This is a genomic window from Actinophytocola sp. (genome assembly GCF_009379765.1).
Lineage (GTDB): Bacteria > Actinomycetota > Actinomycetes > Mycobacteriales > Pseudonocardiaceae > Actinophytocola.
Window position 1 is genome coordinate 1 of sequence record NZ_WHTD01000084.1, and the last position, 21,988, is coordinate 21,988.

The window sequence follows — 21,988 nt, forward strand, 5'->3', positions numbered from 1 at the left end:
CCGGAGCTGGAGGCCGTGTGTGCCCTGGCCGACGACGTCCGGCGCGACACGGTGGGCGACGCGGTCTCCTACGTCGTGACCCGCAACATCAACTTCACCAACGTCTGTTACACCGGGTGCCGCTTCTGCGCGTTCGCCCAGCGGCGCACCGACAGCGACGCGTACACGCTGTCGCTGGACCAGGTCAGCGAGCGAGCCGCGCAGGCGTGGGCGGTCGGCGCGACCGAGGTGTGCATGCAGGGCGGGATCCACCCGGACCTGCCGGGCACGGCGTACTTCGACCTCGCCGCGGAGGTCAAGAAGCACGCGCCGGGCCTGCACGTGCACGCGTTCTCCCCGATGGAGGTCGTGAACGGCGCGTCCCGGACCAACCTGTCCATCCGCGACTGGCTCACCGCCGCCCGAGAGTCCGGAGTGGACTCACTGCCCGGCACCGCGGCCGAGATCCTCGACGACGACGTGCGGTGGATCCTCACGAAGGGCAAGCTGCCCACCGCCGCGTGGGTCGACGTCGTGACGACCGCGCACGACCTGGGCATCCCCACCACCTCGACGATGATGTACGGGCACGTCGACAACCCGTCGCACTGGGTGGCGCACCTCAAGCTGATCCGCGACCTGCAGGCGCGCACGGGCGGGTTCACCGAGTTCGTGCTGCTGCCGTTCGTGCACACGAACGCGCCGCTGTACCTGGCCGGCATCGCCCGCCCCGGCCCGACGCACCTGGAGAACCGCGCGGTCCACGCGCTCGCCCGCCTGCTGCTGCACGGCCGGATCGACAACATCCAGACGAGCTGGGTGAAGCTGGGCGAGCGGGGCGTGCTGGACGTGCTGCGCGGCGGCGTGAACGACCTGGGCGGCACGCTGATGGAGGAGACGATCAGCCGAATGGCCGGCTCCGACAACGGAAGCTACAAGACCATCGCCGACCTGGAGGCGCTGGCGCATGCCGTCGGCCGCCCGGCCCGCCAGCGCGGCACGACCTACGGTTCCGTGCCGCCCGAGCGCCTGGCGACCGCCCGCGAGCACGACGGTGTCTGGCGGGCGAACCTCCTGCCGTTGGTCAGCGGCTGATTGTCCGGTTGTGTCATAGACGGTGCGTCGCCGACCGCTTACTCTTTGGTTGGTATAGACCAATCGACGAGTCGGGGGCGTCATGCGACCACGGTTCCTTGCTGCTGGGCTCACCCTGTGCACGATCATCGCGGCACCGACCGCCGCCTCGGCCGACACTCCGGCCGACTTCTCGGCCGTCCAGGTCCGCACCGCCGTCAACCACAAGACGGCCGCGGCGATGGACGCCTACTGGACGCCGCGGCGGATGGCGAACGCCAAGCCGGCGCCCGTCCCGGCCGCGCCGGGAACGGCGGCGACCACGGCGGCTCCCGACGGCAAGCCGGTCACCGTGCCCGGCTCCGCGCCGGTGACCCGCGGGGTGCCCGAGACGACGGGCCGGCTCCTGTTCTCGGCCAACGGCGGTGACTGGATCTGCTCGGCCACCGTCGTGGCCGGCAACAACCGGTCGGTCATCGCGACGGCGCGGCACTGCGGCTTCAACGACGGCGGCACGAACTTCCGCTACGCGCCGGACTACAACGGTGGCAACGCCCCGCACGGCTGGTGGGACTGGCGGTCCGCAGGCTGGGCCACCGGCGGCGACGGGATCACCAACGACCTCGCGTTCATCGTGCTCAACCAGAAGGACGGGCGACCGGTCGGCGACGTGGTCGGCACCAACGGGATCGCCTTCAACCAGGCGGTGAACCAGTACGCGTACATCGTCGGCATCCCGGCCGCCACCGACGTCAAGCACCGCTGCGAGGGCAACGCCTACGCGGGTCCGCAGGGCCAGCAGCTGATGGACAACTGCGACGGCATGTCCGGCGGCGCGAGCGGCGGCTCGTGGAACATCAACTGGCAGCCGGAAGGGTGGGCCTACCAGGTCGGCACGTTCTTCGGCAGCTACGGCGCCGCGGCGGCGGGCAGCTACTACGGCTCGTTGGCCTACGACATCTGGAACGGCGCGCAGAACGCCTGACGGGACGACAGGACCGGGCGGCCCGAGGCCGGACCGCCCGCCATGTCACCAGGTCCGGGGCGCGCCCGGCTCGTGGATGCCGAACGCGTAGCCCTCGGGGTCGCGCACCCGGCAGCGGTCGTTCCGCTCCGTGCGCTCCGGCTTCCACCCGCGCGTCGCGCCCGCCTCGACGGCGCGGGCCCACACGGTGTCCACATCGGCCTCGGTGGGCACGCACAGGTACCGGCTCGGGCCGGGTGCAGCCGGCGCCGGTGTCGCCGAGGACGATGATCGCCGCGTCGCCCGGGCGGGCCTCGGCGTGGGTCACGGTGCCGGGCCCGTGGTCGTAGCGCATGGTGATCTCGAAGGCGAACGCGCGGGTGAGCCGGTCGAGGGCGGCCGGCGCGTCGCGGTAGCTGAGGTAGCTGTGCGAGGTCGTCATGGCTCGAGCCTCGCAGCCGCTGCGGACAGATCCTGTCCGCAAGAGAATTCCGGCCGCACGCGAAACTCAGTCCACCAGGTCCGCGCGCCCGGCTGGTACAAGTACACGTACGCACCAGTGCATGAGAGGACGAGGTGGCCCATGGCTCAGCAGGTTCGGGGCGTCATCGCCAGGTCGAAGGGCGCGCCGGTCGAGATCGAGACGATCGTCGTGCCCGATCCCGGCCCGGGCGAGGCGGTGGTCACGGTCCAGGCCTGCGGCGTCTGCCACACCGACCTGCACTACCGCGAGGGCGGCATCAACGACGAGTTCCCGTTCCTGCTCGGGCACGAGGTGGCGGGCGTCGTCGAGTCCGTCGGTGCCGGCGTCACCGACCTCGCGCCCGGCGACTACGTGGTCCTCAACTGGCGTGCGGTCTGCGGCACGTGCCGTGCCTGCCTGCGCGGCCGGCCCTGGTACTGCTTCAGCACGTTCAACGCGTCCCAGCCGATGACGCTCACCGACGGCACCCCGCTCTCCCCGGCGCTGGGCGTCGGCGCGTTCGCCGAGAAGACGCTTGTCCACAGTGGACAGTGCACGAAGGTCGACCCGGCCGCGTCGCCCGCCGCGGCGGGGTTGCTCGGCTGCGGGATCATGGCGGGCCTCGGTGCCGCCGTGAACACCGGCGGGGTCAGCCGCGGCGACAGCGTCGCGGTGATCGGCTGCGGCGGCGTGGGCAGCGCCGCGGTCGCCGGCGCCGCGCTCGCGGGCGCCACCAGGATCATCGCCGTCGACCTCGACGACCGGAAGCTCGAGTGGGCCGGCAAGTTGGGCGCCACGCACACGGTCAACGCCGGTGCGGGGGACGTCGTCGAGGCCGTGCGGGAGCTCACCGGTGGGTTCGGCGCGGACGTCGTGATCGAGGCGGTCGGCCGGCCGGAGACGTGGAAGCAGGCGTTCTACGCCCGCGACCTCGCGGGCACGGTCGTGCTCGTCGGCGTGCCCACCCCGGACATGCGCCTCGAGATGCCGATGATCGACTTCTTCTCCCGCGGCGGCTCGCTCAAGTCCAGCTGGTACGGCGACTGCCTGCCCTCGCGCGACTTCCCGTACCTCATCGACCTGTACCTGCAGGGCAAGCTGGACCTCGACGCGTTCGTCACCGAGACCATCGCACTGGACCAGGTCGAGGAGGCGTTCACCAAGATGCACCACGGCGACGTGCTGCGCTCGGTGGTGGTCTTCTAGTGGCCGCCCGGGTGGAGAAGGTCGTCACCTCCGGGACGTTCAACCTCGACGGCGGCAGCTGGGAGGTCGACAACAACGTCTGGCTCCTCGGCGACGACGAGCAGGTTCTGGTGATCGACGCCGCGCACGACGCGTCGGCCATCACCGCCGCGGTGGGGGAGCGCGAGGTACTCGCGATCGCCTGCACGCACGGCCACGACGATCATGTGAACGCCGCGCCCGCGCTGTCCTCGCAGGTGGACGCGCCCGTGCTGCTGCATCCCGCCGACGACGTGCTGTGGCGCCTCGCGCACTCGTCGGACCGCCCGTCGGCCGCGCTCGCCGACGGTGACGTGCTCCGCGTGGCCGGCGTCGAGGTCCGGGTGCTGCACACACCGGGCCACGCGCCTGGTGCGGTGTGTTTCCACGTGCCGGAGCTCGGCGTGGTGTTCACCGGGGACACGCTGTTCAGCGGCGGTCCGGGCGCCACCGGCCGGTCGTACTCGGACTTCGGAACGATCGTCGACTCGATCCGGTCGACGCTGCTGACGCTGCCCGAGGAGACCGTGGCGCACACCGGCCACGGCGACGACACCACGATCGGGGCCGAGGCACCGCACGTGGAGGAGTGGATCGCGCGAGGTCACTAGCCACTGCCCTGGCCGCCGCCTAACCTCGTCCGTAGGATTGTCGACAATCCATAGGAGGAGTGCTGATGGCTGAGCTGTCCCCGATACTCAAGCAGGCGACGCCGGTGCTGGCCGAACGGGGCGAGGGCGTGTACCTCTTCGACGAGGACGGGCGCCGGTACCTGGACTTCACCGCCGGCATCGGGGTGACGAGCACCGGGCACTGCCATCCTCGGGTCGTCGCGGCCGTGCAGGAGCAGGCGGCGAAGCTGATCCACGGCCAGTACACGACCGTGCTGCACCGGCCGCTGCTGACACTCTCGGAGCGCCTGGGTGAGGTGCTGCCTTCCGGGCTGGACACGCTGTTCTACGTGAACTCCGGCAGCGAGGCGGTCGAGGCGGCGCTGCGGCTGTCCCGGCATGCCACCGGCCGCGCGAACGTCGTGGTGTTCCACGGATCGTTCCACGGCCGCACGATCGGCGCCGCGTCCATGACGACGTCGGCGACGAAGTTCCGGGCCGGGTTCGCGCCGCTGATGGGCGGGGTCGTGGTGGCGCCGTTCCCGACCGCATACCGCTACGGCTGGTCCGAGCAGGAGGCGACCCGGTTCGCGCTGCGGGAGCTGGACTACGTGCTGGCGACGCTCACCGCGCCGGCCGAGACGGCGGCGTTCTTCGTCGAGCCGGTGCTCGGTGAGGGTGGGTACGTCCCGGCGAACACGGAGTTCATGCAGGGCTTGCGGGAGCGTGCGGACCGGCACGGGATCCTGCTGGTGGCCGACGAGGTGCAGACCGGCTTCGGGCGGACCGGCCGGTTCTGGGGCCATGACCACTTCGACGTGCGCCCGGATGTCGTGATCACGGCGAAGGGGCTGGCCAGCGGGTTCCCGCTGTCGGCGATCGCCGCGCCGCGCGAGCTGATGGCGAAGGCGTGGCCGGGCTCGCAGGGCGGGACGTACGGCGGCAACGCGGTGGCGTGCGCGGCCGCGCTCGCGACGCTGGACGTCGTGCGGTCCGAGGGCCTGGTCGAGAACGCCGACGCGATGGGTGCTCGGCTGCGGGAGGGCCTGTCGAAGGCGGCGGCGGACGTCCCGGCGATCGGCGACGTGCGTGGCTTGGGTCTGATGTTGGGCAACGAGTTCGTCGACCGCGACGGCACCCCCGACCCGGCCACGGCGGCCCGGGTGCAGCAGGCGGCCGTCGCCGCGGGCCTGCTGCTGCTGACCTGCGGCCCGGCCGGCAACGTGGTGCGGATGATCCCGCCCCTGGTGGTGACCGCTGAGCAGATCGACGACGGCTTGGCCCTGTGGCGGGAGGCCCTGGCCGCCGTGTGACGGCTGACCCCGCTGGCCTCCGGCCCCCGGTATCCACTTTACCGGCGGGCACCGACGGTTTCGGCCCGCGTGACGTCACCTGTGGACAGTCAGTGCCGGGCCGGGTGTTGTCCACAGGCTCGGCTTCGCGCGCCCGAAACCGTCGGGGCCCGCTCCTAGTGTCGCGTGACCCTGAAACCTTTACGCCGCTGCGGCCAACGCGGCCCCTGGCCGCGTTGGAGAAAAGCCCAAGTACACCCAGTACGAGCGACTTTCCTCCGCCTTGCCAGGAACCACGTTGATCCACAGCGGACGCAAAGGAGCAGGATCACGCGACACTAGACTGGAAATCGGGGGCCTCCGCGACTCCGGGGTTGTCCACAGGCGCGCGGCGGCGCGGCCGGAACCGTCGTTGCCGCTCCGTAGACTTGACGCCGGGGGCCGGAGGCCACCGGTGGGTCAGCCGGTGAGCCGGTCGAGCTCCGCCGCGTAGTGCTTGGCCAGCTCCTCGGTCCGGTCCTTCGGCCACGGGCACCGGATCTCGCCGTGGATCGCGGCGAAGAACAGCTCCATCCGCACGTGCCACGCGGCCAACGCCGTCGCGCGGACCTCGGCCAGGTGGCTGGGCACGGTCTGGGTCAGCTCGACCCGCACCCCCAACCTCTCGTCCGACTCGACCGTCCAGCGGACGGTGCCCGCCGGCGCCCCGTCGTGCAGCCACTCGTACGCCAGCTCCCGTGGCTTGTCGACCGTCGTGAGGCGGCCCGGCGGCACATAGGCGTTCGTCGCGCGGAGTGGGGGCTCGCCGCCGATCGCGGGCGCGCCGTCCGCCACGATCAGCGCCCACACGTCGGCCGGGGGCTTCCACCCCAGGTCGCGGGCGAAGTGCAGCTCGAAGCCGTCGTCCGTGGTGCGGACCGAACCGGCACCGAGGCCGAACTCCTCGATGTAGCCCTCCATGGGCGGCAGCCAGTCCTCGCGCGTGGGCACCGACTCGCCGTCCAGCTGTGCCAACAGCATGTCCAGGCACTGGTCCCAGCCCGCCGCGGTGCGGCCTGCACCCAACCGGCCGACCCGGCCGCCGCCTATCGTCTGGGTGAACACCAGCCGGCAGCCGTCACCGTCGGGCATCAGCTCGATCCGCAGCACGTCCAGGTTCCACCGGAACATGTACACCTTCGGCGGATCCACCTCGAGCACCTCGCCGTCCCACGAGCCGTCCACCACGGCCTCTTCCGGGAACGTGAACCGCATCGGGGCGCCCGGCCGCAGCTCGGCCTCCACCGTCGCGGGGAACCAGTGGCCATCTCGGCCGGCTCGCTCACCGCCCGCCACACCTTGGCGGGCGAGTGGCGCAGCCTCCGCTCGAAGCGCAGCACCGGCTGCCCGTCGATCGTCCGCAAAGTCGCACGCTCGGTCACGGCGAATCAGTCCTCCATCTCGTCCAGGCGACGTTCCAAGGCGTCCAAACTGGCCGTCCACATGCGACGGTACGGCTCCAGCCACGCGTCGAGCTCCACCAGCGGCTCCAGGCGCAGCCGGTACCACCGCCGCTGCGCGTCCTGGCGCACCTCGACCAGCCCGGCGCTCCGCAGCACCTTCAGGTGCTTCGACACCGTCGGCTGGGTCAGCGCCAGCCGCTCGACCAGGTCACCGACCGGCCGCTCACCGTCGCGCAGAAGATCGAGGATCTCCCGCCTGCGCGGCTCGGCCAGCACCTCGAATGTAGATGCCATGACGGCAATATAGCCCAAGTGGCATGAACGCGCTACCGGGCCCCGAGGACGCCGAGCAGCCGGGCCACCTCGGCGGCCACCGCGGCCCGGCCGGCGCCGAGGTACTTGCGGGTGTCCACGACCTCGGGGTTCGAGGCCAGGTAGGCGCGTACGGCGGCGGTGAAGGTCTTGTTGAGCTGCGTCGCGATGTTGATCTTCGTCATGCCCGCGGCGACCGCGCGGGTGAGGTCCGCGTCCGGCACGCCCGACGACCCGTGCAGCACCAGCGGCACCGGCACCGCCGCGTGCAGCCGGGCGATCAGCTCCAGGTCGATCGCCGCGTCCCGGGTGAGCATCGCGTGCGACGTGCCGACCGCCACCGCGAGCGCGTCCACCCCGGTCGCCTCAACGTACCCCCGCGCCTCGTCCGGATCGGTACGCGCGCCGGGCGCGTGCACGCCGTCCTTGCCGCCCACCGCACCGAGCTCCGCCTCGACGTACACGCCGTGCGCGTGGCAGTGCGCCACGACGTCCGAAGTGGACGCGACGTTGTCCGCATAGGACATCGTGGACGCGTCGTACATCACCGAGCCGAACCCGAGCCGCACCGCCTCGTGCACCAGCGAGACATCCGTGGCGTGGTCGAGATGCACGGCCACCGCGGTGGCCGACGCCCGCGCGACCGCCAACGCGGCCGAGCCGAGCGGGGCCAGGGAACCGTGGTAGCGCACGGCGTTCTCGCTGATCTGCAGCACCACCGGCGCGCCCGCCGCCTCGGCACCCGCGACCAGCGCCTCCGCGTGCTCGAGCTGGATCACGTTGAACGCACCCACGCCACGGCCGGCCCTCGCCGCGGCGTCGACGATCTCAGCGGTCGGCGTGAGCATCCTGTACCTCCACGGTCGAGAGCAGGCGCCGGTACGTGTCCAGGTCCACGTCGCCGGCGAGCGGGCCGGCCACCGCGGCGGCCGACAGCGCCACCGCGTCCGCGAGCAGCGACGGCCAGTCGGCGCCGGTGGCGAGCCCGACCGCGAGCGCGGCCACGCATGCGTCGCCCGCACCGGTCGGGTTGCCGTGCACGGGTTCCGGGCACGACACCCGCCACGTCCCGTCGCCGGTCACCGCGAGCAGGCCCGCCGCGCCGAGCGACGCGACGACCGCGCCCGCGCCCCGCTCGCGCAACCACCGTGCGGCGGCCGGCCGGTCGTCGAGCCCGGTGGCCGAGGCCAGCTCCTCGGCGTTGGGCTTGACCACGTGCGGACGGGCGGCCAGGCCGGCGAGCAGCGGCCGGCCCGCGGTGTCCAGGATCGTCGCGGTGCTGGTCGCGCCGATCAGCTGCGCGTACGCGTGGTCGGGCAGGCCGGGCGGCAGGCTCCCGGACAGGACGACGACGTCCGCGCGCGAGGCCAGCGAGTGGTAGGTGGCGACGAACCGCGTCCAGTCCCCGACGGACACCGGCGGCCCCGGCTCGTTGAACGCCGTCGCCGTGCCGTCCTCAGTGGACACCACGGTGACCGTGCGGCGGGCCGGCGCGTCGATGTCGACGAGCGCCTCCCGGATCCCGGCGGTGTCGAGCTCGGTACGGATCGCCAGCCCGGTGACGCCGCCGGCGAACCCGGTGACCAGCGTGTCGTGCCCGAGCGCGTGCAGCACCCGGGCCACGTTCACCCCCTTGCCGCCGGCCCGCGTGCCGCCGGGCTCGACGCGGTGCTCGGCGCCGGGCTGGACGACGGGCACGCGGTACGTGACGTCGAGCGCCGCGTTCAGTGTGACCGTCAGGATCACCCGACCGCCCGCCACGCCATGATCGCCGACCCGATGCAGCCCGCGTTGTCGCCGAGCGACGCACGCACGATCTTGGGCATCCGCTGGAACGTCGTCCGGCCGACCAGCGCCGCCCGCAGTGGCACCAGCAGCGTGTCGCCGGACTCGGCGAGGCCGCCGCCGATCGCCACGATCTCCGGCGCCAGTAACGTCATCGCCGTGGTCAGCGCGGTGGCGAGGCCGTCCACCGCGCGCTCCCACACGGCGACGGCGGCCGGTTCGCCCGCCCGGACCGCCTGCGCCACGTCCGCCGCGCGGGTGACCGGCCGGTCACCCGCCTCGGCGTAGCGGCGGGCGATGTGTGCCGCCGACGCCACGGTCTCCAGGCAGCCGCGGATCCCGCACCCGCACACCGTCCCTTGTGGATCGACGACGACGTGCCCGATCTCGCCCGCGTAGCCGTCGGCGTCGAGCCGGTGGCCGTCGACCAGTACGGCGGCCGCGATGCCGGTGCCGATCGGCATGAACATCGCGTTCCGCACGCCGGTGGCCGCACCGACGGTGAACTCGGCCAGCCCGCCGGTCCGCACGTCGTGGCCGAGCGCCACCGGCATGCCGGCCGCCTCGGACAGCAGCGCGCGCAGTGGCAGCTCACGCCAGCCGAGGTTGACCGCGGCGCGCGCGACGCCGTGCTCCTCGTCGATGATCCCGGGCGCCGCGACGCCGACCCCGCACACCCGCGCCGCGCCGGCCTCGGCCCGCAGCGCCGCGATCAGCTCGACGATCTGCGCCACGTCGACCGAGCCGTCGACGCGCCGGGTGGCGGTGCGGTGGGTGTGCACGACGCGCAGGTCCTCGGCCACGAGCGCGGCCTTGATCGAGGTACCGCCGACGTCGATGGCCGCGACGAGCCGGTCCATGTCACGTCCTCCGCAGGTTGAGGGGGTTTACATTGCACCATGTGGATCGCTACGAACGGCTGAGCACCCTGCTCGACCTCCTCGGCCGGCGCGGCAAGGTCGACGTCGACGACCTCGCCGCCGAGCTGGCCGTGTCCGCGGCGACCATCCGGCGCGATCTCGACCACCTCGCCGAGCAGCAGCTGTTGACCAGGACCCGCGGTGGCGCGGTGGTCAGCAACGTGGCCTACGACCTGCCGCTGCGCTACAAGGCCGCGCGGCACGCGTCGGAGAAGGAGCGGATCGGCCGCGGCGCGGCGGCGCTGGTGTCCCGCGGCGGCGTGGTCGGGCTCAACGGCGGGACGACGACCACGGAGATCGCCCGCGCTTTGGCGATCCGTCCCGACCTGGCGACCCCGGCGGACGAGCCCGCGGTGACGATCGTGACGAACGCGCTCAACATCGCCGGCGAGCTGGCGGTGCGGCCGCATGTGAAGATCGTGGTGACCGGGGGCGTGGCGCGGCCGCAGTCCTTCGAGCTGACCGGCCCGCTCGCGACCCGGATCCTGGGTGAGATCACGATGGACACGGTGTTCCTCGGCGTGGACGCGATCGACCCGGTGCACGGTGCTTACGCGCACCACGAGGGCGAGGCGAGCATCAACCGGCTGATGGCCGACCGGGCGCGGCAGATCGTGGTGGCCGCGGACAGCTCCAAGCTGGGCCGGCACGCGTTCGCCCAGATCTGCCCGACATCGTCGATCGACATGCTGATCACCGACGACGCGGCCTCCGAGGACCTGGTGAAGACGTTCGAGGTGGAAGGCGTGATGGTGCAGACCGTCTGAGCGGTGGCCGGCTTGGCCTCCGGCCCCGGTTTCCAGCGTACGGGTTGGCACCGACAGCTCCGGCCGCACCGACGTGTACCTGTGGACACCCCGGAGTCGCGGGGGCCCCCGCTTTCCAGTCTATTCGGCGAGACCGACAGTTCTGGGCGATGTCGATGCCGGCTGTGGACAGGTCAGGGCTGGTGGCCGAGCATGCGCAGCACCAGCTCCGCGTACTGGCGGCCCAGCACCGTCGGCGACGGCTTGGCGGTCGGGGAGTACCAGCGGGCCACGTCGACGCCAAGCGACAGGACCGCGCGGGCGGCGGTGCGCACGTCCGGCACCGCGAACACGTCCGCCTCGACGCCGCGGTTGATCAGGTCGCGGACCAGTTGCTCGGTGCGCCGCCGCAGATCGGCCACCACCGCGTAGTCGTCGGGCGGGAGCGCGGCCAGCTCGTGCTGCACCACGCGCGCCACCACGTGCCGCTTCGCGTGCCAGGCGACGAACTTCTCGACCAGCGTGCCCATCGCGCCGACCGGGTCGGGGTCGGCGGCGATGATCGACTCGACCATCGCCAGCGTCCGCTCGTGGCCGTTTCGGCTGATCGCGAACAGCACCGCCGACTTCGCCGGGAAGTGCACGTACAGCGCCGCCGGGCTCATCCCGGCACCGCTCGCGATGTCCCGCGTCGTCGTGGCGTGGTAGCCGCGCTCGGCGAACGACTCGACGGCCGCGGCCATCAGCCGGCGCGCCGCCTCCGGACGGACGTCCGGCCACAGCTCGTCGGGACGTGCCCGGGTCACGCCGGTCCGGGCAGGTTCGCGAGCGGCGCGAGCAACGCACGGTGCCGGCCCGGCGTGCCGAGCGCGATCTGGTCGGCCTTGGCCCGCTTGAGGTAGAGGTGCGCGGGGTGCTCCCAGGTCATGCCGATCCCGCCGTGCAGCTGCACGCACTCCTCGGCCGCGTGCACCGCCACCGTCGAGCACAGCGAGTTCGCGATGCTCGCGGCGAGCCGGCCCTCGTCCCCGACACCGCCGGTGTCGGCGGCGTGCCGGGCGGCCGCCTTGGCCAGCGCGAGCTCCTGCCACAGGTCGGCGAGCCGGTGCTTGAGCGCCTGGAACGAGCCGACCGGCCGGCCGAACTGGTGCCGCTCCTTGAGGTAGGCCACCGTGGTGGTCACGCACCACTCGGCGACGCCCACCTGCTCGGACGCCAGCAGCCCCGCTGCCGTCCACAGTGCACCGTCCACAGCGGACTCGGCGTCGCCGGTGAGCACGGTGGACGTCGCGCCGTCGAAGGACACGTCCGCGATCGGCCTGGTCAGGTCCAACGACACCACCGGCGTCACGGTGACCCCTGCCTGGCCAACCGGCACCGCGTGCAGCCGTGCGCCGTCCTGCCCGACGGCCGGCACGATCAGCACGTCCGCGGCACCCGCGTCGGCCACCGAGCGGACCTGCCCGTGCAGCGCGGAACCGTCGGCCCGCACGGTCGGCGGAAAGGCCGAACCCGGTGCGGCGGCGAGGGAGACGGCGAGCGCGCCGATCGACCGGCCCGCGCCGAGCGCGTCCAGCAGCTCGCGCACCGCGTCGGTCGGTTCGCAGCCCAGCAGCGCCGTCGTGGCCAGCACGGCGCTCCCCAGGAACGGCACCGGCGCGACGGACCGGCCGAGCTCCTCCAGCACCACCGCGACCTCCCGGGTGGACGCGCCCTGCCCGCCGAGCTCCTCGGGCACGTGCAGCGAGCCGACGCCCAGCTCGGTGAGCGAGCGCCACAGGTCGAGGTCGAGCGGCTTGTCGGTCTCGCAGCGGGCCAGGATGGCGTCCGGCAGCGCGCGGTCCGCGAGCAGGTCGCGCACGCTCGCCCGGAGCTGGTCCTCGATGTCGGTGTAGAGAAGGTTCACCGCGGCAGGTCCTTCCACGCGACCTTGGTGTCGACCCGCGCCTCGGCGGGCAGCCCGAGCACACGCTCGGCGATGATGTTGCGCAGCACCTCTGAGGTGCCACCCTCGATCGAGTTGCCCTTGGCCCGCAGGTACCGGTACCCGGCCTCGCGCCCGGTGAAGTCGACGAGGTCCGGCCGGCGCAACGTCCAGTCGTCGTAGCGCAGACCCTCCTCGCCGAGGAGCTCCACCTCGAGCCCGGACAGCTGCTGGGACAGCCGGGCGAACGCGAGCTTCATCGCCGAGCCCTCCGGCCCCGGCGAGCCGACCGCGAGCTGCTGGCGCAGCCGGCTGCCGGCCAGCCGCAACGCCTCGGCCTGCACCCACAGGTCCAGCAGCCGGTCGTGCAGCTCCGGCGTGCGGATGTCCGGGTTCGAGCGCCAGGTCTCGGCGACCACGCCGATCATGCCGCCCTCCCGCGGTGTCGGCCGCCCGCCGATCGCGACCCGCTCGTTCATCAGCGTGGTCTGCGCGACCCGCCAACCGTCGCCGACCTCGCCGAGCCGGTCCGAGTCCGGGAGCCACGCGTCGGTCATGAAGACCTCGTTGAACTCGGCCTCGCCGGTGATCTGGCGCAGCGGCCGCACCTCGACGCCCGGGTCGGTCATGTCGAGCACGAAGTAGGACAGGCCGGCGTGCTTGGGGACGTCGGGGTCGCTGCGGGCGAGCAGGATCGCCCAGCGGGCGGTGTGCGCGCTCGACGTCCAGACCTTCTGCCCGGTGACCTGCCAGCCCGCCACCCCGTCCCGTTCCGAGCGGACCGCCCGGGTGCCGGCGGCGGCCAGGTCGGAGCCCGCGCCCGGCTCGGAGAACAGCTGGCACCAGACCTCCTCGCCGGTCCACAGTGGACGCAGGAGGCGCTGCTTCTGCTCGTCGGTGCCGAAGGCGAGGATCGTCGGCGCGGCCATGCCCAGCCCGATGCCGATCTTGCGCGGGTCGTTGTCCGGCGCGCCGGTCAGCTCGGCGTCGACCACGGCCTGCAGCTCACGCGCGAGCCCGAGCCCGCCGAGCCCCACGGGGAAGTGCACCCACGCGAGTCCGGCGTCGTAGCGGGCCCGCAGGAAGTCCAGCAGGGAGAGAGTGGACGGGTCGTTGGCGGCCAGGAACGCGCGGGCCTGCTCGCGCAGCTCGTCGGGGCTCATCGGACATACAACACGAGCGAGTCGGCGACGCAGGCAGGCTTCTCGCTGTCCTCGATCTCGACGGTGTGGCGGACCATCACCAGCTTGCCCTCCTGGCGGTCGGTGACCTCGACGAGCTCGATGCCGGTGCGGACCCGCGCGCCGACGTGGACGACGGAGGGGAAGCGGACCTTGTCCAGGCCGTAGTTGATGCCCATCTTGATGCCGCCGACCCGGTAGATCTGCTTGCCCAGCATGGGGATCAGGGAGAGCGTGAGGTAGCCGTGGGCGATCGTGGTGCCGAACGGCCCGTCCTTGGCCCTGTCCGCGTCGACGTGGATCCACTGGTGGTCACCGGTGGCGTCGGCGAACTGGTCGATGCGGTCCTGGGTGACCTCGAGCCAGTCGCCGTGGCCGAGGTGCTCCCCCTTTGCCGCGGTCAGCTCGTCGAGGTCGGCGAAGTCGCGCATGCTGCTCCTCAGTCCTTCGGTCCGCCGGCCACGTAGATCACTTGGCCGGACACGAATCCCGACTCCTCACGCACGAAGAACGAGACGACGGCGGCGATGTCCTCGGGCTGGCCGACGCGCTGCACCGGGATGGCCGCCGCGGCGCCCTTCTTGAAGTCCTCGAAGTCGATGTCGAGCCGCGCCGCGGTGGCCGCGGTCATGTCGGTCTCGATGAACCCCGGCGCGATCGCGTTGACCGTGACGCCGAACTTGCCCAGCTCGATCGCCAGGGTCTTGGTGAAGCCCTGCATGCCGGCCTTGGCGGCGGAGTAGTTGGCCTGGCCGCGGTTGCCGAGGGCGGAGGTGCTCGACAGGTTGACGATGCGGCCCCAGCCCTGCTCGGTCTGGTGCTTCTGCACCTCGCGGCTCATGAGGAAGGCGCCGCGCAGGTGCACGCCGAGGACCGCGTCCCACTCGTCCTCGGTCATCTTGAAGAGCAGGTTGTCCCGGGTGATGCCGGCGTTGTTGACGAGGACGGTGGGTGCCCCGAGCTCCGCGGCCACCCGCTCGACGGCCGCCTTCACCGCGCCGGCGTCGGTGACGTCCGCCCCGATCGCGACGGCCTTGCCGCCGGCGTCGGCTATCGCCGCGACGGTGCCGGCACCCGACTCCTCGGTGAGGTCGACGACCCCGACCGAGTATCCGTCCTGCGCGAGTCGTTGGGCGACCGCCGCCCCGATGCCCCGAGCGGCACCGGTGACGATCGCTACACGGGAGTGGGCCACGGTTCTGTTCCTCCACGCCGAGTCCGATCGAGCTAAGCAAGCGCTTAGCAAGCTACCTCGCGCGTGGCCTGGTCGGCAACCTGCCGCGCGGGCTCAGCCGGTGGGGCCGGCCGGAGTGACCGCGATTTGCCGCATCGAGCTGTTCCATTGCGAGCGTTGGTCGCGCTGGAGGTAGTCGGCGAGAAGATCCGGGCGGGTACCGAGGCCGGGGCGACGTGGGAGGTCGACGTGGCGACGTGGGAGGTCGACACGGCGACGTGGGAGGGCGACACGGCGACGTGGGAGGACGACACGGCATCGCACGGGTCGGGCAGCGGTGGAAGGTCGCCGCCGAGACCGCGCCAGGCCGGCGCTTCGGGCGTGCTGGTGGCGCCGGGGTCTGGCTTCGACATGGAGACAGCGTGGCACAACGACCGCGGGCCGGGTCAGAAGTCGAAGCCGCCGGGTTTGGCGTTGCGGTCGGCGATCAGGCCGGCCAGCGTCGCGATCGCGATCTCCGGTGGCGTGCGGGAGCCGATGTTGAGCCCGATCGGCCGGTGGACCCTGGCGATGTCGTCGTCGGGGACGCCCAGGTCCTTCAGCGCGGTGACGTGCGGGCCGGGGTGCCGCGGGTTGCCCATGATGCCGACCCACCGGACGTCCAGGGCCAGGGCGTCGCGCAGGTAGGTCCCCAGCTCGGGGCGGTGATGGTCGGTGACCACGACGTCGGTGTCGCCGTCGATGTCCGGCGGCAGACCGGCGAGCACGGTGGTCTCGGCGCCCTCGTCGTCGGGCACCCGGGCGCGCTCGGGCTCGGGCTCGACCAGCGTCGTGCGGTAACCGAGGTCGCGGCCGTAGCGGATGAGGTAGTCCGCCACCGGCGAGGCGAACACCGCCACCAACGTGCGTGTCTCGGTCGGTGCGAGCGCGTCGCCATGGGCGACGGCGCAGGTCGGGTCGGTCTCCATAGGCCTAGTGTCGCAAGGCGGCGGAAGGTCCTCGTACCGGGTTGTACTTGGGCTTTTCGCCAACGCGGCCAGGGGCCGCGTGGGCCGCGGCGGGCGTTAGGAGATCAGGATCACGTGACACTAGGGTGGCACGCGTGCCACCGAACGTCACACTGCCGTACAACGGGTTGCCGCTCGACCGCGCCGGTGGGCGGCGGGCCGATCCGGACTGGGTCGACGCGGCGCGGTCGCATTTGGACACCCGCGTGCACGCGTTCTGGCGGGACGGCTGCCTCACCGCGGGCGGCCGGCCGGTGACCGTGCCGGGGACGCCCGACGCGGTGTTCCTCGGCATGGACGGCGCGGCCGGGGTGTTCGCCGTCGACCTGTCCGACCTGGCCGAGCCCGACGCGCTGGGCAGGGCCGAGGCCGACGCGGTGGTGGACGTGCGCCGGCTGTTCCGCACGCTCGACGCGCAGGAGGCGGCGACCCTCGCCTACGGGCGCGGCATGCTGCACTGGGCCCGCCACCAGCGGTTCTGCGGCGTGTGCGGCAGCGCGACCGAACCGCGGCACGCCGGCCACCAGCGGGTCTGCGGTGGATGCGGCAAGTTGTGGTTCCCGCGCATCGAGCCGGCGGTGATCATGCTGGTGACCGCGCCCGGACCAGCGCGCCGCTGCCTGCTCGCCCGCCACCGCGGCGCGGCCGCGAACGCGTACGCCACGCTGGCCGGGTTCGTCGAGATCGGCGAGAGCCTGGAGGAGGCGGTGCGCCGCGAGCTCGCCGAGGAGGCCGGGGTGCGCGTGGCGTCGGTGCGGTACCAGGCGTCGCAGGCGTGGCCGTTCCCGTCCGGGCTGATGGTGGGCTTCCGCGCGGTCGCCGCGTCCGACGAGGTGGTGGTGGATCGCGACGAGCTTCTCGAGGCCCACTGGTTCACCCCGGACGAGGTGGTGGCATTGGTCGCCGCGCACCGCGCGGACGGACGGGACCGGCCGGACTCGATCGAGGCGTTCCTGATCGAGACCTGGCTCGGCGAGGGCTGATGCTCGGACCTCGGTGGAGGTCAACTCGGTTGCGGGACATGGCTTTCCGGTGGTCGGATCGGGCATGGACTTCGATGAGCTCGTGGCCGGGGCCGACGCCGCGCCGGTCGAGGGTTGGGACTTCTCCTGGCTCGACGGGCGGGCCACCGAGGAGCGGCCGTCGTGGGGTACGCGCGGCTGATGGGCGAGCGGCTGGCTCGCGCGCGAGTGGCGCTCGACATCCAGACCGGTGGCGGCGAGGTGCTCGCCACCGCGCCGCGGCTCCCGCCGGTGACCGTGGCGACCGAGGGGTGGCCGCCCAACCTCGCGCGAGCCGCGGCCCTGTTCGGGCCGCGCGGCGTGACGGTGGTGGCCGACCGGGACGAGCCGCCGCTGCCGTTCGCGGACGGCGCGTTCGACCTGGTGGTCAGCCGGCATCCGGTGCGCGCGTGGTGGGAGGAGATCGCCCGGGTGCTGCGGCCCGGCGGCACCCACCTGTCCCAGGAGGTCGGACCGGCGAGCGTGTTCGAGCTCGTCGAGTACTTCCTCGGACCGCGGCCCGATGAGGACCGGAACGGTCGGCACCCGGACCACGCGCGAGCCGCCGCCGAAGCCGCGGGGCTCGAGGTGGTCGACCTGCGCATGGAGCGACTGCGCACCGAGTTCCGCGACATCGGCGCGGTGGTCTACTTCCTGCGCAAGGTGATCTGGATGGTGCCCGGCTTCACCGTCGCCGAGTACCGCGACACGCTCCGGTCGCTACCCGACCGGATGGCGGCCGACGGCCCGTTCCTGGCTCACACCACGCGCTTCCTGATCGAGGCACGTAAGCCGGACGTGGTGAGCTGACGGCGGAGCACCGGCGTGAGGTTGGCGTCGCGCGAGTACGAGTGGTCGGGTGGGGACTCGGTGTGGTCGATGTCGTCTCCCATGATCGGTCGGCCGCAGCCAGGGCACGAGCAGGTATCGCTCATGCGTTCGATTCTACGCCTTGGCGTGGTGGCCGGCAAGGAACCCGCGTGGGGGTTTAGACCTGCGCCGACGCGGGGGACACTGTGGGCTGGAGGTGACGCCATGCGCTTCCGGGACCGGGCTGACGCGGGTCGCCGGCTGGCCGAGCGGCTTGGTCACCTGCGGGCCGAGAACCCGGTCGTGGTCGGCCTTCCCCGCGGCGGTGTGCCGGTGGCGGCCGAGGTCGCCGCCGCGCTCGACGCGCCGCTCGACATCGTGCTGGTGCGCAAGATCGGCGCGCCGCACCGGATGGAGCTGGCGGTCGGCGCCATCGGCGAGGACGGCGTGACCGTGCGCAACGACGAGGTGCTGGCCGAGCTGGGCCTCACCTGGGCCGGTCTGGGCGGCCAGATCTCGCGTGAGCGCAGGGAGATCGACCGCAGGGCCGGGTCGCTGCGGCCGGGGCCGCGGCCGAGCCTCGACGGTCGCACGGTGATCCTGGTGGACGACGGGATCGCCACCGGCGCCACGGTCATCGCGGCGATCCGGGTGGTGCGCCGGCTGGGCGCGCGCCGGATCGTCCTCGCGGTGCCGGTGGCGCCGGCGGACACGGTCGCCCGGCTGCGGGAGATCGCCGACGAGGTCGTGTGCGGCCTGCTGCCGAGCCGGTTCCTGGCGGTGGGGCAGTGGTACGAGGACTTCGCGCAGGTGCCGGACAAGCGGGTGCGCCGGCTGCTGGAGGAGTCCGCGACGGTGGCCGACGAGCCGATCGTGGTCTGCGGGCGGCTGCCGGGTCACCTGTTCGTGCCGGCGCGGCCGGCGGGTGTGGTGATCTTCGCGCACGGTAGCGGGAGCGGGCGGCACAGTCCGCGCAACGTCGCGGTCGCGGACTCCTTGCACCGCGCGGGTTTCGGCACCGTGCTGATCGACCTGCTGGACGAGGCGGAGGCCGGCGACCGGTCGAAGGTGTTCGACATCGCGTTGCTGGCCTCGCGGCTGCGCTCGGTCGCGGCGGTGGTGCGGGACGACCGGCGGCTCGCCGGGCTGCCGATCGGGTTGTTCGGCGCGAGCACCGGTGCGGCGGCGGCGTTGCGGGCGGCCGCGGCGCCGTCGCCCGATGTGAGGGTGTCGGCGGTGGTGTCCCGTGGTGGGCGTCCGGACCTCGCGGCGGGGAGCCTGCCGGCGGTGAACGCGCCGACGCTGCTGATCGTCGGCGGTCGGGACCAGGAGGTGCTCGCGCTGAACGCGGCGGCCCGCAGGCGGCTGCGGTGCCGGACGGATCTGGTGGTGGTGCCGGGGGCGGGCCATTTGTTCGCGGAGCCGGGCGCGCTGGACGAGGTGGAGCGGCTGGCGGTGGGCTGGTTCGAGGAGCACCTTGGGACGCGCCGCTGACCCAGACGGGGGACTCGCGGGTCCCGAGCGTCGGACTCGCGGGTCCTGGGTGTTGGACTCGCGGGTGTCGGGGGGCGGGAAGGGGTCAGAGTTGGCCGGCGTTCGTGATCAGCACGGCGGCGGCGCCTGCCTCGTCCGACTCGGCCAGGTCGATGTCGGCGGTGAAGCCCCAGTCCCGGTCGCCCGCGGGGTCGTCGAAGATCTGGCGGACCTGCCAGCGGTCGGGTTGCTGGTCGATGATGAGGAACTTCGGGCCGCGGGCGTCCGGGCCGGTGCCGATCTCGCGGTGGGTGTCGAAGTACGGGTCCAGCGCGTCGGCCCACGCGTCGGCGTCCCAGCCGGACTCGGCGTCCAGCGCGCCCAGCTCGCCGTAGGCGCGCCGGGCGGCCAGCTGCACGCGGTGGAACAGGGCGTTCCTGACCAGGACGCGGAACGCGCGGGTGTTCGCCGTCACCGCGGGGGCCCGGTCGTCGACCGCCTCGACGTCGTCGGTCGGGTTGGTCAGCTTCTCCCACTCGTCCAGCAGGCTCGAGTCGACCTGGCGGACCAGCTCGCCCAGCCACTCGATGAGATCGCCCAGCTCCTCGGTCTTCGCCTCGGTGGGGACGGTCTGGCGCAGCGCCTTGTACGTGTCCGCGAGATAGCGCAGCACCATGCCCTCGCTGCGAGCCAGCTGGTAGAAGCCCACGTACTCCACGAACGTCATGGCCCGCTCGAACATGTCGCGGGCCACCGACTTCGGCGACAGGTGGTAGTCGGCGACCCACGGGTGGCCGCCGCGATACGTCTCGTACGCCGCGTGCAGCAGCTCCGCCAAGGGCTTCGGGTGCGACACGTCCTCCAGCAGCACCATCCGGTCGTCGTACTCGATGCCCTCGGCCTTCATCGCCTGCACGGCCTCGCCCCGCGCCTTGAACTGCTGGGCCGACAGCACCTGCCGCGGATCCTCCAAAGTGGACTCGATGACCGACAGCACGTCCAGCGGGTAGGAGGGCTCGTCGCGGTTCAGCAGCTCGATCGTCGCCAGCGCCAGCGGTGACAGGGGCTGGTTCAGCGCGAAGTCCAGCTGCAGGTCGACGGTCAGGCGCACCGAGCGGCCCTGCTCGTCCGGCTCGTCGAGCTTCTCGACCACGCCCGCGGCCAGCAGCGCGCGGTAGATCGCGATGGCCCGGCGGATGAGCTTGCGCTGCGCCGGCCGGTCCTCGTGGTTGTCCTCCAGCAGGTGACGCATCGCGGTGAAGGCGTCGCCCGGGCGCCCGATCACGTTGAGCAGCATGGCGTGGCTCACCTGGAAGCTCGACGTCAACGGCTCCGGCTCGGCCTCGACCAGGCGCTGGAAGGTCGGCTCGCCCCAGCCGATCGAGCCCTCCGGCGGCTTCTTCCGCACCACCTTGCGCCGCTTCTTCGGGTCGTCGCCCGCCTTGGCCAGCGCCTTCTCGTTCTCGATCACGTGCTCGGGCGCCTGCACGACGACGTTGCCGACCGTGTCGTAGCCCGCCCGGCCCGCGCGGCCGGCGATCTGGTGGAACTCGCGGGCCTTGAGCAGCCGCACCCGCTGACCGTCGTACTTGGACAGCGCGGTGAACACCACCGTCCTGATCGGAACGTTGATGCCCACGCCGAGCGTGTCGGTGCCGCACACGATCTTCATCAGCCCGGCCTGCGCCAGCCGCTCGACGAGCCTGCGGTACTTCGGCAGCATGCCGGCGTGGTGCACGCCGATCCCGTGCCGCACCAGCCGGGACAGCGTCTTGCCGAAACCGGCGGTGAACCGGAAGTTGCCGATCAGCGCGGCGATCCGGTCCTTGTCCTCGCGGGTGCACACGTTGACGCTCATCAGCGACTGCGCCCGCTCCAGCGCCGATGCCTGGGTGAAGTGCACGACGTAGATCGGCGCCTGGTTGGTCGACAGGAGCTCCTCGATCGTCTCGTGCAGCGGGGTGAGCCGGAAGGAGTAGAACAGCGGGACCGGCCGCTGCGCAGAGGCGACCACCGCCGTGGCCCGGCCGGTGCGCCGGGTGAGGTCCTTCTCGAAGAAGCTCACGTCGCCCAGCGTCGCCGACATCAGCAGGAACTGTGCCCTCGGCAGCTCCAGCAGCGGCACCTGCCAGGCCCAGCCGCGGTCGGGCTCGGCGTAGAAGTGGAACTCGTCCATCACGACCTGGCCGACATCGGCGCCCGGGCCCTCGCGCAGCGCGATGTTGGCCAGGATCTCCGCCGTGCAGCAGATGATCGGCGCGCCCGGGTTGACGCTGGAGTCGCCGGTGAGCATGCCGACGTTGACCGCGCCGAAGACCTCGCACAGCGCGAAGAACTTCTCCGACACCAATGCCTTGATCGGCGCCGTGTAGAACGTGCGCTGCTTGTCGGCCAGCGCGACGAAGTGCGCGCCGGTGGCGACCAGGCTCTTCCCGGACCCGGTGGGCGTCGACAGGATCACGTTCGACCCGGAGACGATCTCGATCATCGCCTCCTGCTGCGCCGGGTACAGCGACAGTCCCTGACCCTCCGCCCACGTGCTGAACGCGTCGAACAGGGAGTCCGGGTCGGGGGTGGCCGGCAGCGCCTCGATGAGTGTCATGGTG

The 21,988-nt window shown here is 72.5% G+C and carries 21 protein-coding genes and 1 pseudogene; 9 read left to right on the top strand and 13 right to left on the bottom strand.

Annotated features, from left to right (window positions below; all coding sequences use genetic code 11):
- Both cofH and GEV28_RS24130 read left to right on the top strand, forming a co-directional pair.
- Positions 1-1,074: 5-amino-6-(D-ribitylamino)uracil--L-tyrosine 4-hydroxyphenyl transferase CofH (gene cofH / locus GEV28_RS24125; protein WP_291414430.1), on the top strand; the 1,074-nt coding region annotated here is incomplete at its 5' end.
- An 82-nt stretch (positions 1,075-1,156) separates the two neighbouring features.
- Positions 1,157-2,038 (top strand): hypothetical protein, encoded by an 882-nt coding sequence (locus tag GEV28_RS24130; protein WP_291414431.1) that lies wholly within the window; start codon positions 1,157-1,159, stop codon positions 2,036-2,038.
- Between the two features lie 45 nt (positions 2,039-2,083).
- Here GEV28_RS24130 and GEV28_RS24135 read toward each other — a convergent pair whose 3' ends face one another.
- Positions 2,084-2,251, bottom strand: a complete 168-nt coding sequence (locus GEV28_RS24135; protein WP_291414432.1) for a hypothetical protein — start codon at positions 2,249-2,251, stop codon at positions 2,084-2,086.
- A gap of 349 nt (positions 2,252-2,600) precedes the next feature.
- Here GEV28_RS24135 and GEV28_RS24140 point away from each other — a divergent pair, with 349 nt between their 5' ends.
- The 3 genes from GEV28_RS24140 to GEV28_RS24150 all read left to right on the top strand — a co-directional run bounded on the left by GEV28_RS24140 (position 2,601) and on the right by GEV28_RS24150 (position 5,628).
- Positions 2,601-3,686 carry an S-(hydroxymethyl)mycothiol dehydrogenase gene (locus GEV28_RS24140; protein WP_291414434.1) on the top strand — a complete coding sequence of 362 codons (1,086 nt, stop codon included), beginning with the start codon at positions 2,601-2,603 and terminating at the stop codon, positions 3,684-3,686.
- Complete coding sequence (locus tag GEV28_RS24145; protein ID WP_291414435.1) at positions 3,686-4,315, top strand: MBL fold metallo-hydrolase; 630 nt, start codon at positions 3,686-3,688, stop codon at positions 4,313-4,315. The genes GEV28_RS24140 and GEV28_RS24145 overlap by 1 nt, the downstream gene beginning before the upstream one ends.
- A gap of 65 nt (positions 4,316-4,380) precedes the next feature.
- The gene (locus GEV28_RS24150; RefSeq protein WP_291414437.1) at positions 4,381-5,628 is read left to right on the top strand and encodes an aminotransferase class III-fold pyridoxal phosphate-dependent enzyme; all 1,248 of its coding nucleotides are present in this window, start codon (positions 4,381-4,383) and stop codon (positions 5,626-5,628) included.
- A gap of 438 nt (positions 5,629-6,066) precedes the next feature.
- Here GEV28_RS24150 and GEV28_RS24155 read toward each other — a convergent pair whose 3' ends face one another.
- The 5 genes from GEV28_RS24155 to GEV28_RS24175 all read right to left on the bottom strand — a co-directional run bounded on the left by GEV28_RS24155 (position 6,067) and on the right by GEV28_RS24175 (position 10,006).
- A complete protein-coding gene (locus tag GEV28_RS24155; protein WP_367115170.1) occupies positions 6,067-6,891 on the bottom strand; it encodes an SRPBCC domain-containing protein in 825 nt (274 codons plus the stop codon).
- A 143-nt stretch (positions 6,892-7,034) separates the two neighbouring features.
- Entirely contained in the window at positions 7,035-7,343 is a 309-nt protein-coding gene (locus tag GEV28_RS24160) for a helix-turn-helix transcriptional regulator (RefSeq protein ID WP_291414438.1), read from the bottom strand.
- A gap of 32 nt (positions 7,344-7,375) precedes the next feature.
- Entirely contained in the window at positions 7,376-8,209 is an 834-nt protein-coding gene (locus tag GEV28_RS24165; RefSeq protein WP_291414440.1) for a class II fructose-bisphosphate aldolase, read from the bottom strand.
- A complete protein-coding gene (locus GEV28_RS24170) occupies positions 8,190-9,122 on the bottom strand; it encodes a 1-phosphofructokinase family hexose kinase (RefSeq protein ID WP_367115171.1) in 933 nt (310 codons plus the stop codon). The genes GEV28_RS24165 and GEV28_RS24170 overlap by 20 nt, the downstream gene beginning before the upstream one ends.
- Positions 9,104-10,006 (bottom strand): ROK family protein, encoded by a 903-nt coding sequence (locus GEV28_RS24175; protein WP_291414441.1) that lies wholly within the window; start codon positions 10,004-10,006, stop codon positions 9,104-9,106. Before GEV28_RS24175 ends, GEV28_RS24170 begins: the two co-directional genes overlap by 19 nt.
- A gap of 41 nt (positions 10,007-10,047) precedes the next feature.
- On the opposite strand from GEV28_RS24175, the gene GEV28_RS24180 reads away from it, so the two are divergent.
- On the top strand, positions 10,048-10,833 hold the full coding sequence (locus GEV28_RS24180; RefSeq protein ID WP_291414442.1) for a DeoR/GlpR family DNA-binding transcription regulator: 786 nt from the start codon (positions 10,048-10,050) through the stop codon (positions 10,831-10,833).
- A gap of 173 nt (positions 10,834-11,006) precedes the next feature.
- On the opposite strand, the gene GEV28_RS24185 is transcribed toward GEV28_RS24180, so the two are convergent.
- From GEV28_RS24185 to GEV28_RS24210, 6 genes are all read right to left on the bottom strand, one after another.
- A complete protein-coding gene (locus GEV28_RS24185) occupies positions 11,007-11,555 on the bottom strand; it encodes a TetR/AcrR family transcriptional regulator (RefSeq protein WP_291414473.1) in 549 nt (182 codons plus the stop codon).
- Positions 11,556-11,614: 59 nt separating this feature from the next.
- On the bottom strand, positions 11,615-12,718 hold the full coding sequence (locus tag GEV28_RS24190; protein WP_291414443.1) for an acyl-CoA dehydrogenase family protein: 1,104 nt from the start codon (positions 12,716-12,718) through the stop codon (positions 11,615-11,617).
- Positions 12,715-13,899 (bottom strand): acyl-CoA dehydrogenase family protein, encoded by a 1,185-nt coding sequence (locus GEV28_RS24195; RefSeq protein WP_291414444.1) that lies wholly within the window; start codon positions 13,897-13,899, stop codon positions 12,715-12,717. Before GEV28_RS24195 ends, GEV28_RS24190 begins: the two co-directional genes overlap by 4 nt.
- Positions 13,896-14,348, bottom strand: coding sequence for a MaoC family dehydratase (locus GEV28_RS24200; protein ID WP_291414445.1), 453 nt, complete (start codon positions 14,346-14,348; stop codon positions 13,896-13,898). Before GEV28_RS24200 ends, GEV28_RS24195 begins: the two co-directional genes overlap by 4 nt.
- Before the next feature lie 8 nt (positions 14,349-14,356).
- Positions 14,357-15,112: a 3-oxoacyl-ACP reductase FabG gene (gene fabG / locus GEV28_RS24205; RefSeq protein WP_291414446.1), complete on the bottom strand. Its 756-nt coding sequence runs from the start codon at positions 15,110-15,112 to the stop codon at positions 14,357-14,359.
- 425 nt (positions 15,113-15,537) lie between these two features.
- Positions 15,538-16,059, bottom strand: a complete 522-nt coding sequence (locus tag GEV28_RS24210) for an XdhC family protein (protein WP_291414447.1) — start codon at positions 16,057-16,059, stop codon at positions 15,538-15,540.
- Between the two features lie 134 nt (positions 16,060-16,193).
- Here GEV28_RS24210 and nudC point away from each other — a divergent pair, with 134 nt between their 5' ends.
- The 3 genes and pseudogenes from nudC to GEV28_RS24225 all read left to right on the top strand — a co-directional run bounded on the left by nudC (position 16,194) and on the right by GEV28_RS24225 (position 19,403).
- Positions 16,194-17,081 carry an NAD(+) diphosphatase gene (nudC, locus tag GEV28_RS24215; RefSeq protein WP_291414448.1) on the top strand — a complete coding sequence of 296 codons (888 nt, stop codon included), beginning with the start codon at positions 16,194-16,196 and terminating at the stop codon, positions 17,079-17,081.
- Between the two features lie 64 nt (positions 17,082-17,145).
- Positions 17,146-17,909, top strand: a pseudogene (locus GEV28_RS24220) (class I SAM-dependent methyltransferase).
- Between the two features lie 225 nt (positions 17,910-18,134).
- Positions 18,135-19,403: a phosphoribosyltransferase family protein gene (locus GEV28_RS24225; protein ID WP_291414449.1), complete on the top strand. Its 1,269-nt coding sequence runs from the start codon at positions 18,135-18,137 to the stop codon at positions 19,401-19,403.
- An 85-nt stretch (positions 19,404-19,488) separates the two neighbouring features.
- On the opposite strand, the gene GEV28_RS24230 is transcribed toward GEV28_RS24225, so the two are convergent.
- On the bottom strand, positions 19,489-21,984 hold the full coding sequence (locus GEV28_RS24230; RefSeq protein WP_291414450.1) for an RNA helicase: 2,496 nt from the start codon (positions 21,982-21,984) through the stop codon (positions 19,489-19,491).
- Between the last annotated feature and the right edge of the window lie 4 nt (positions 21,985-21,988).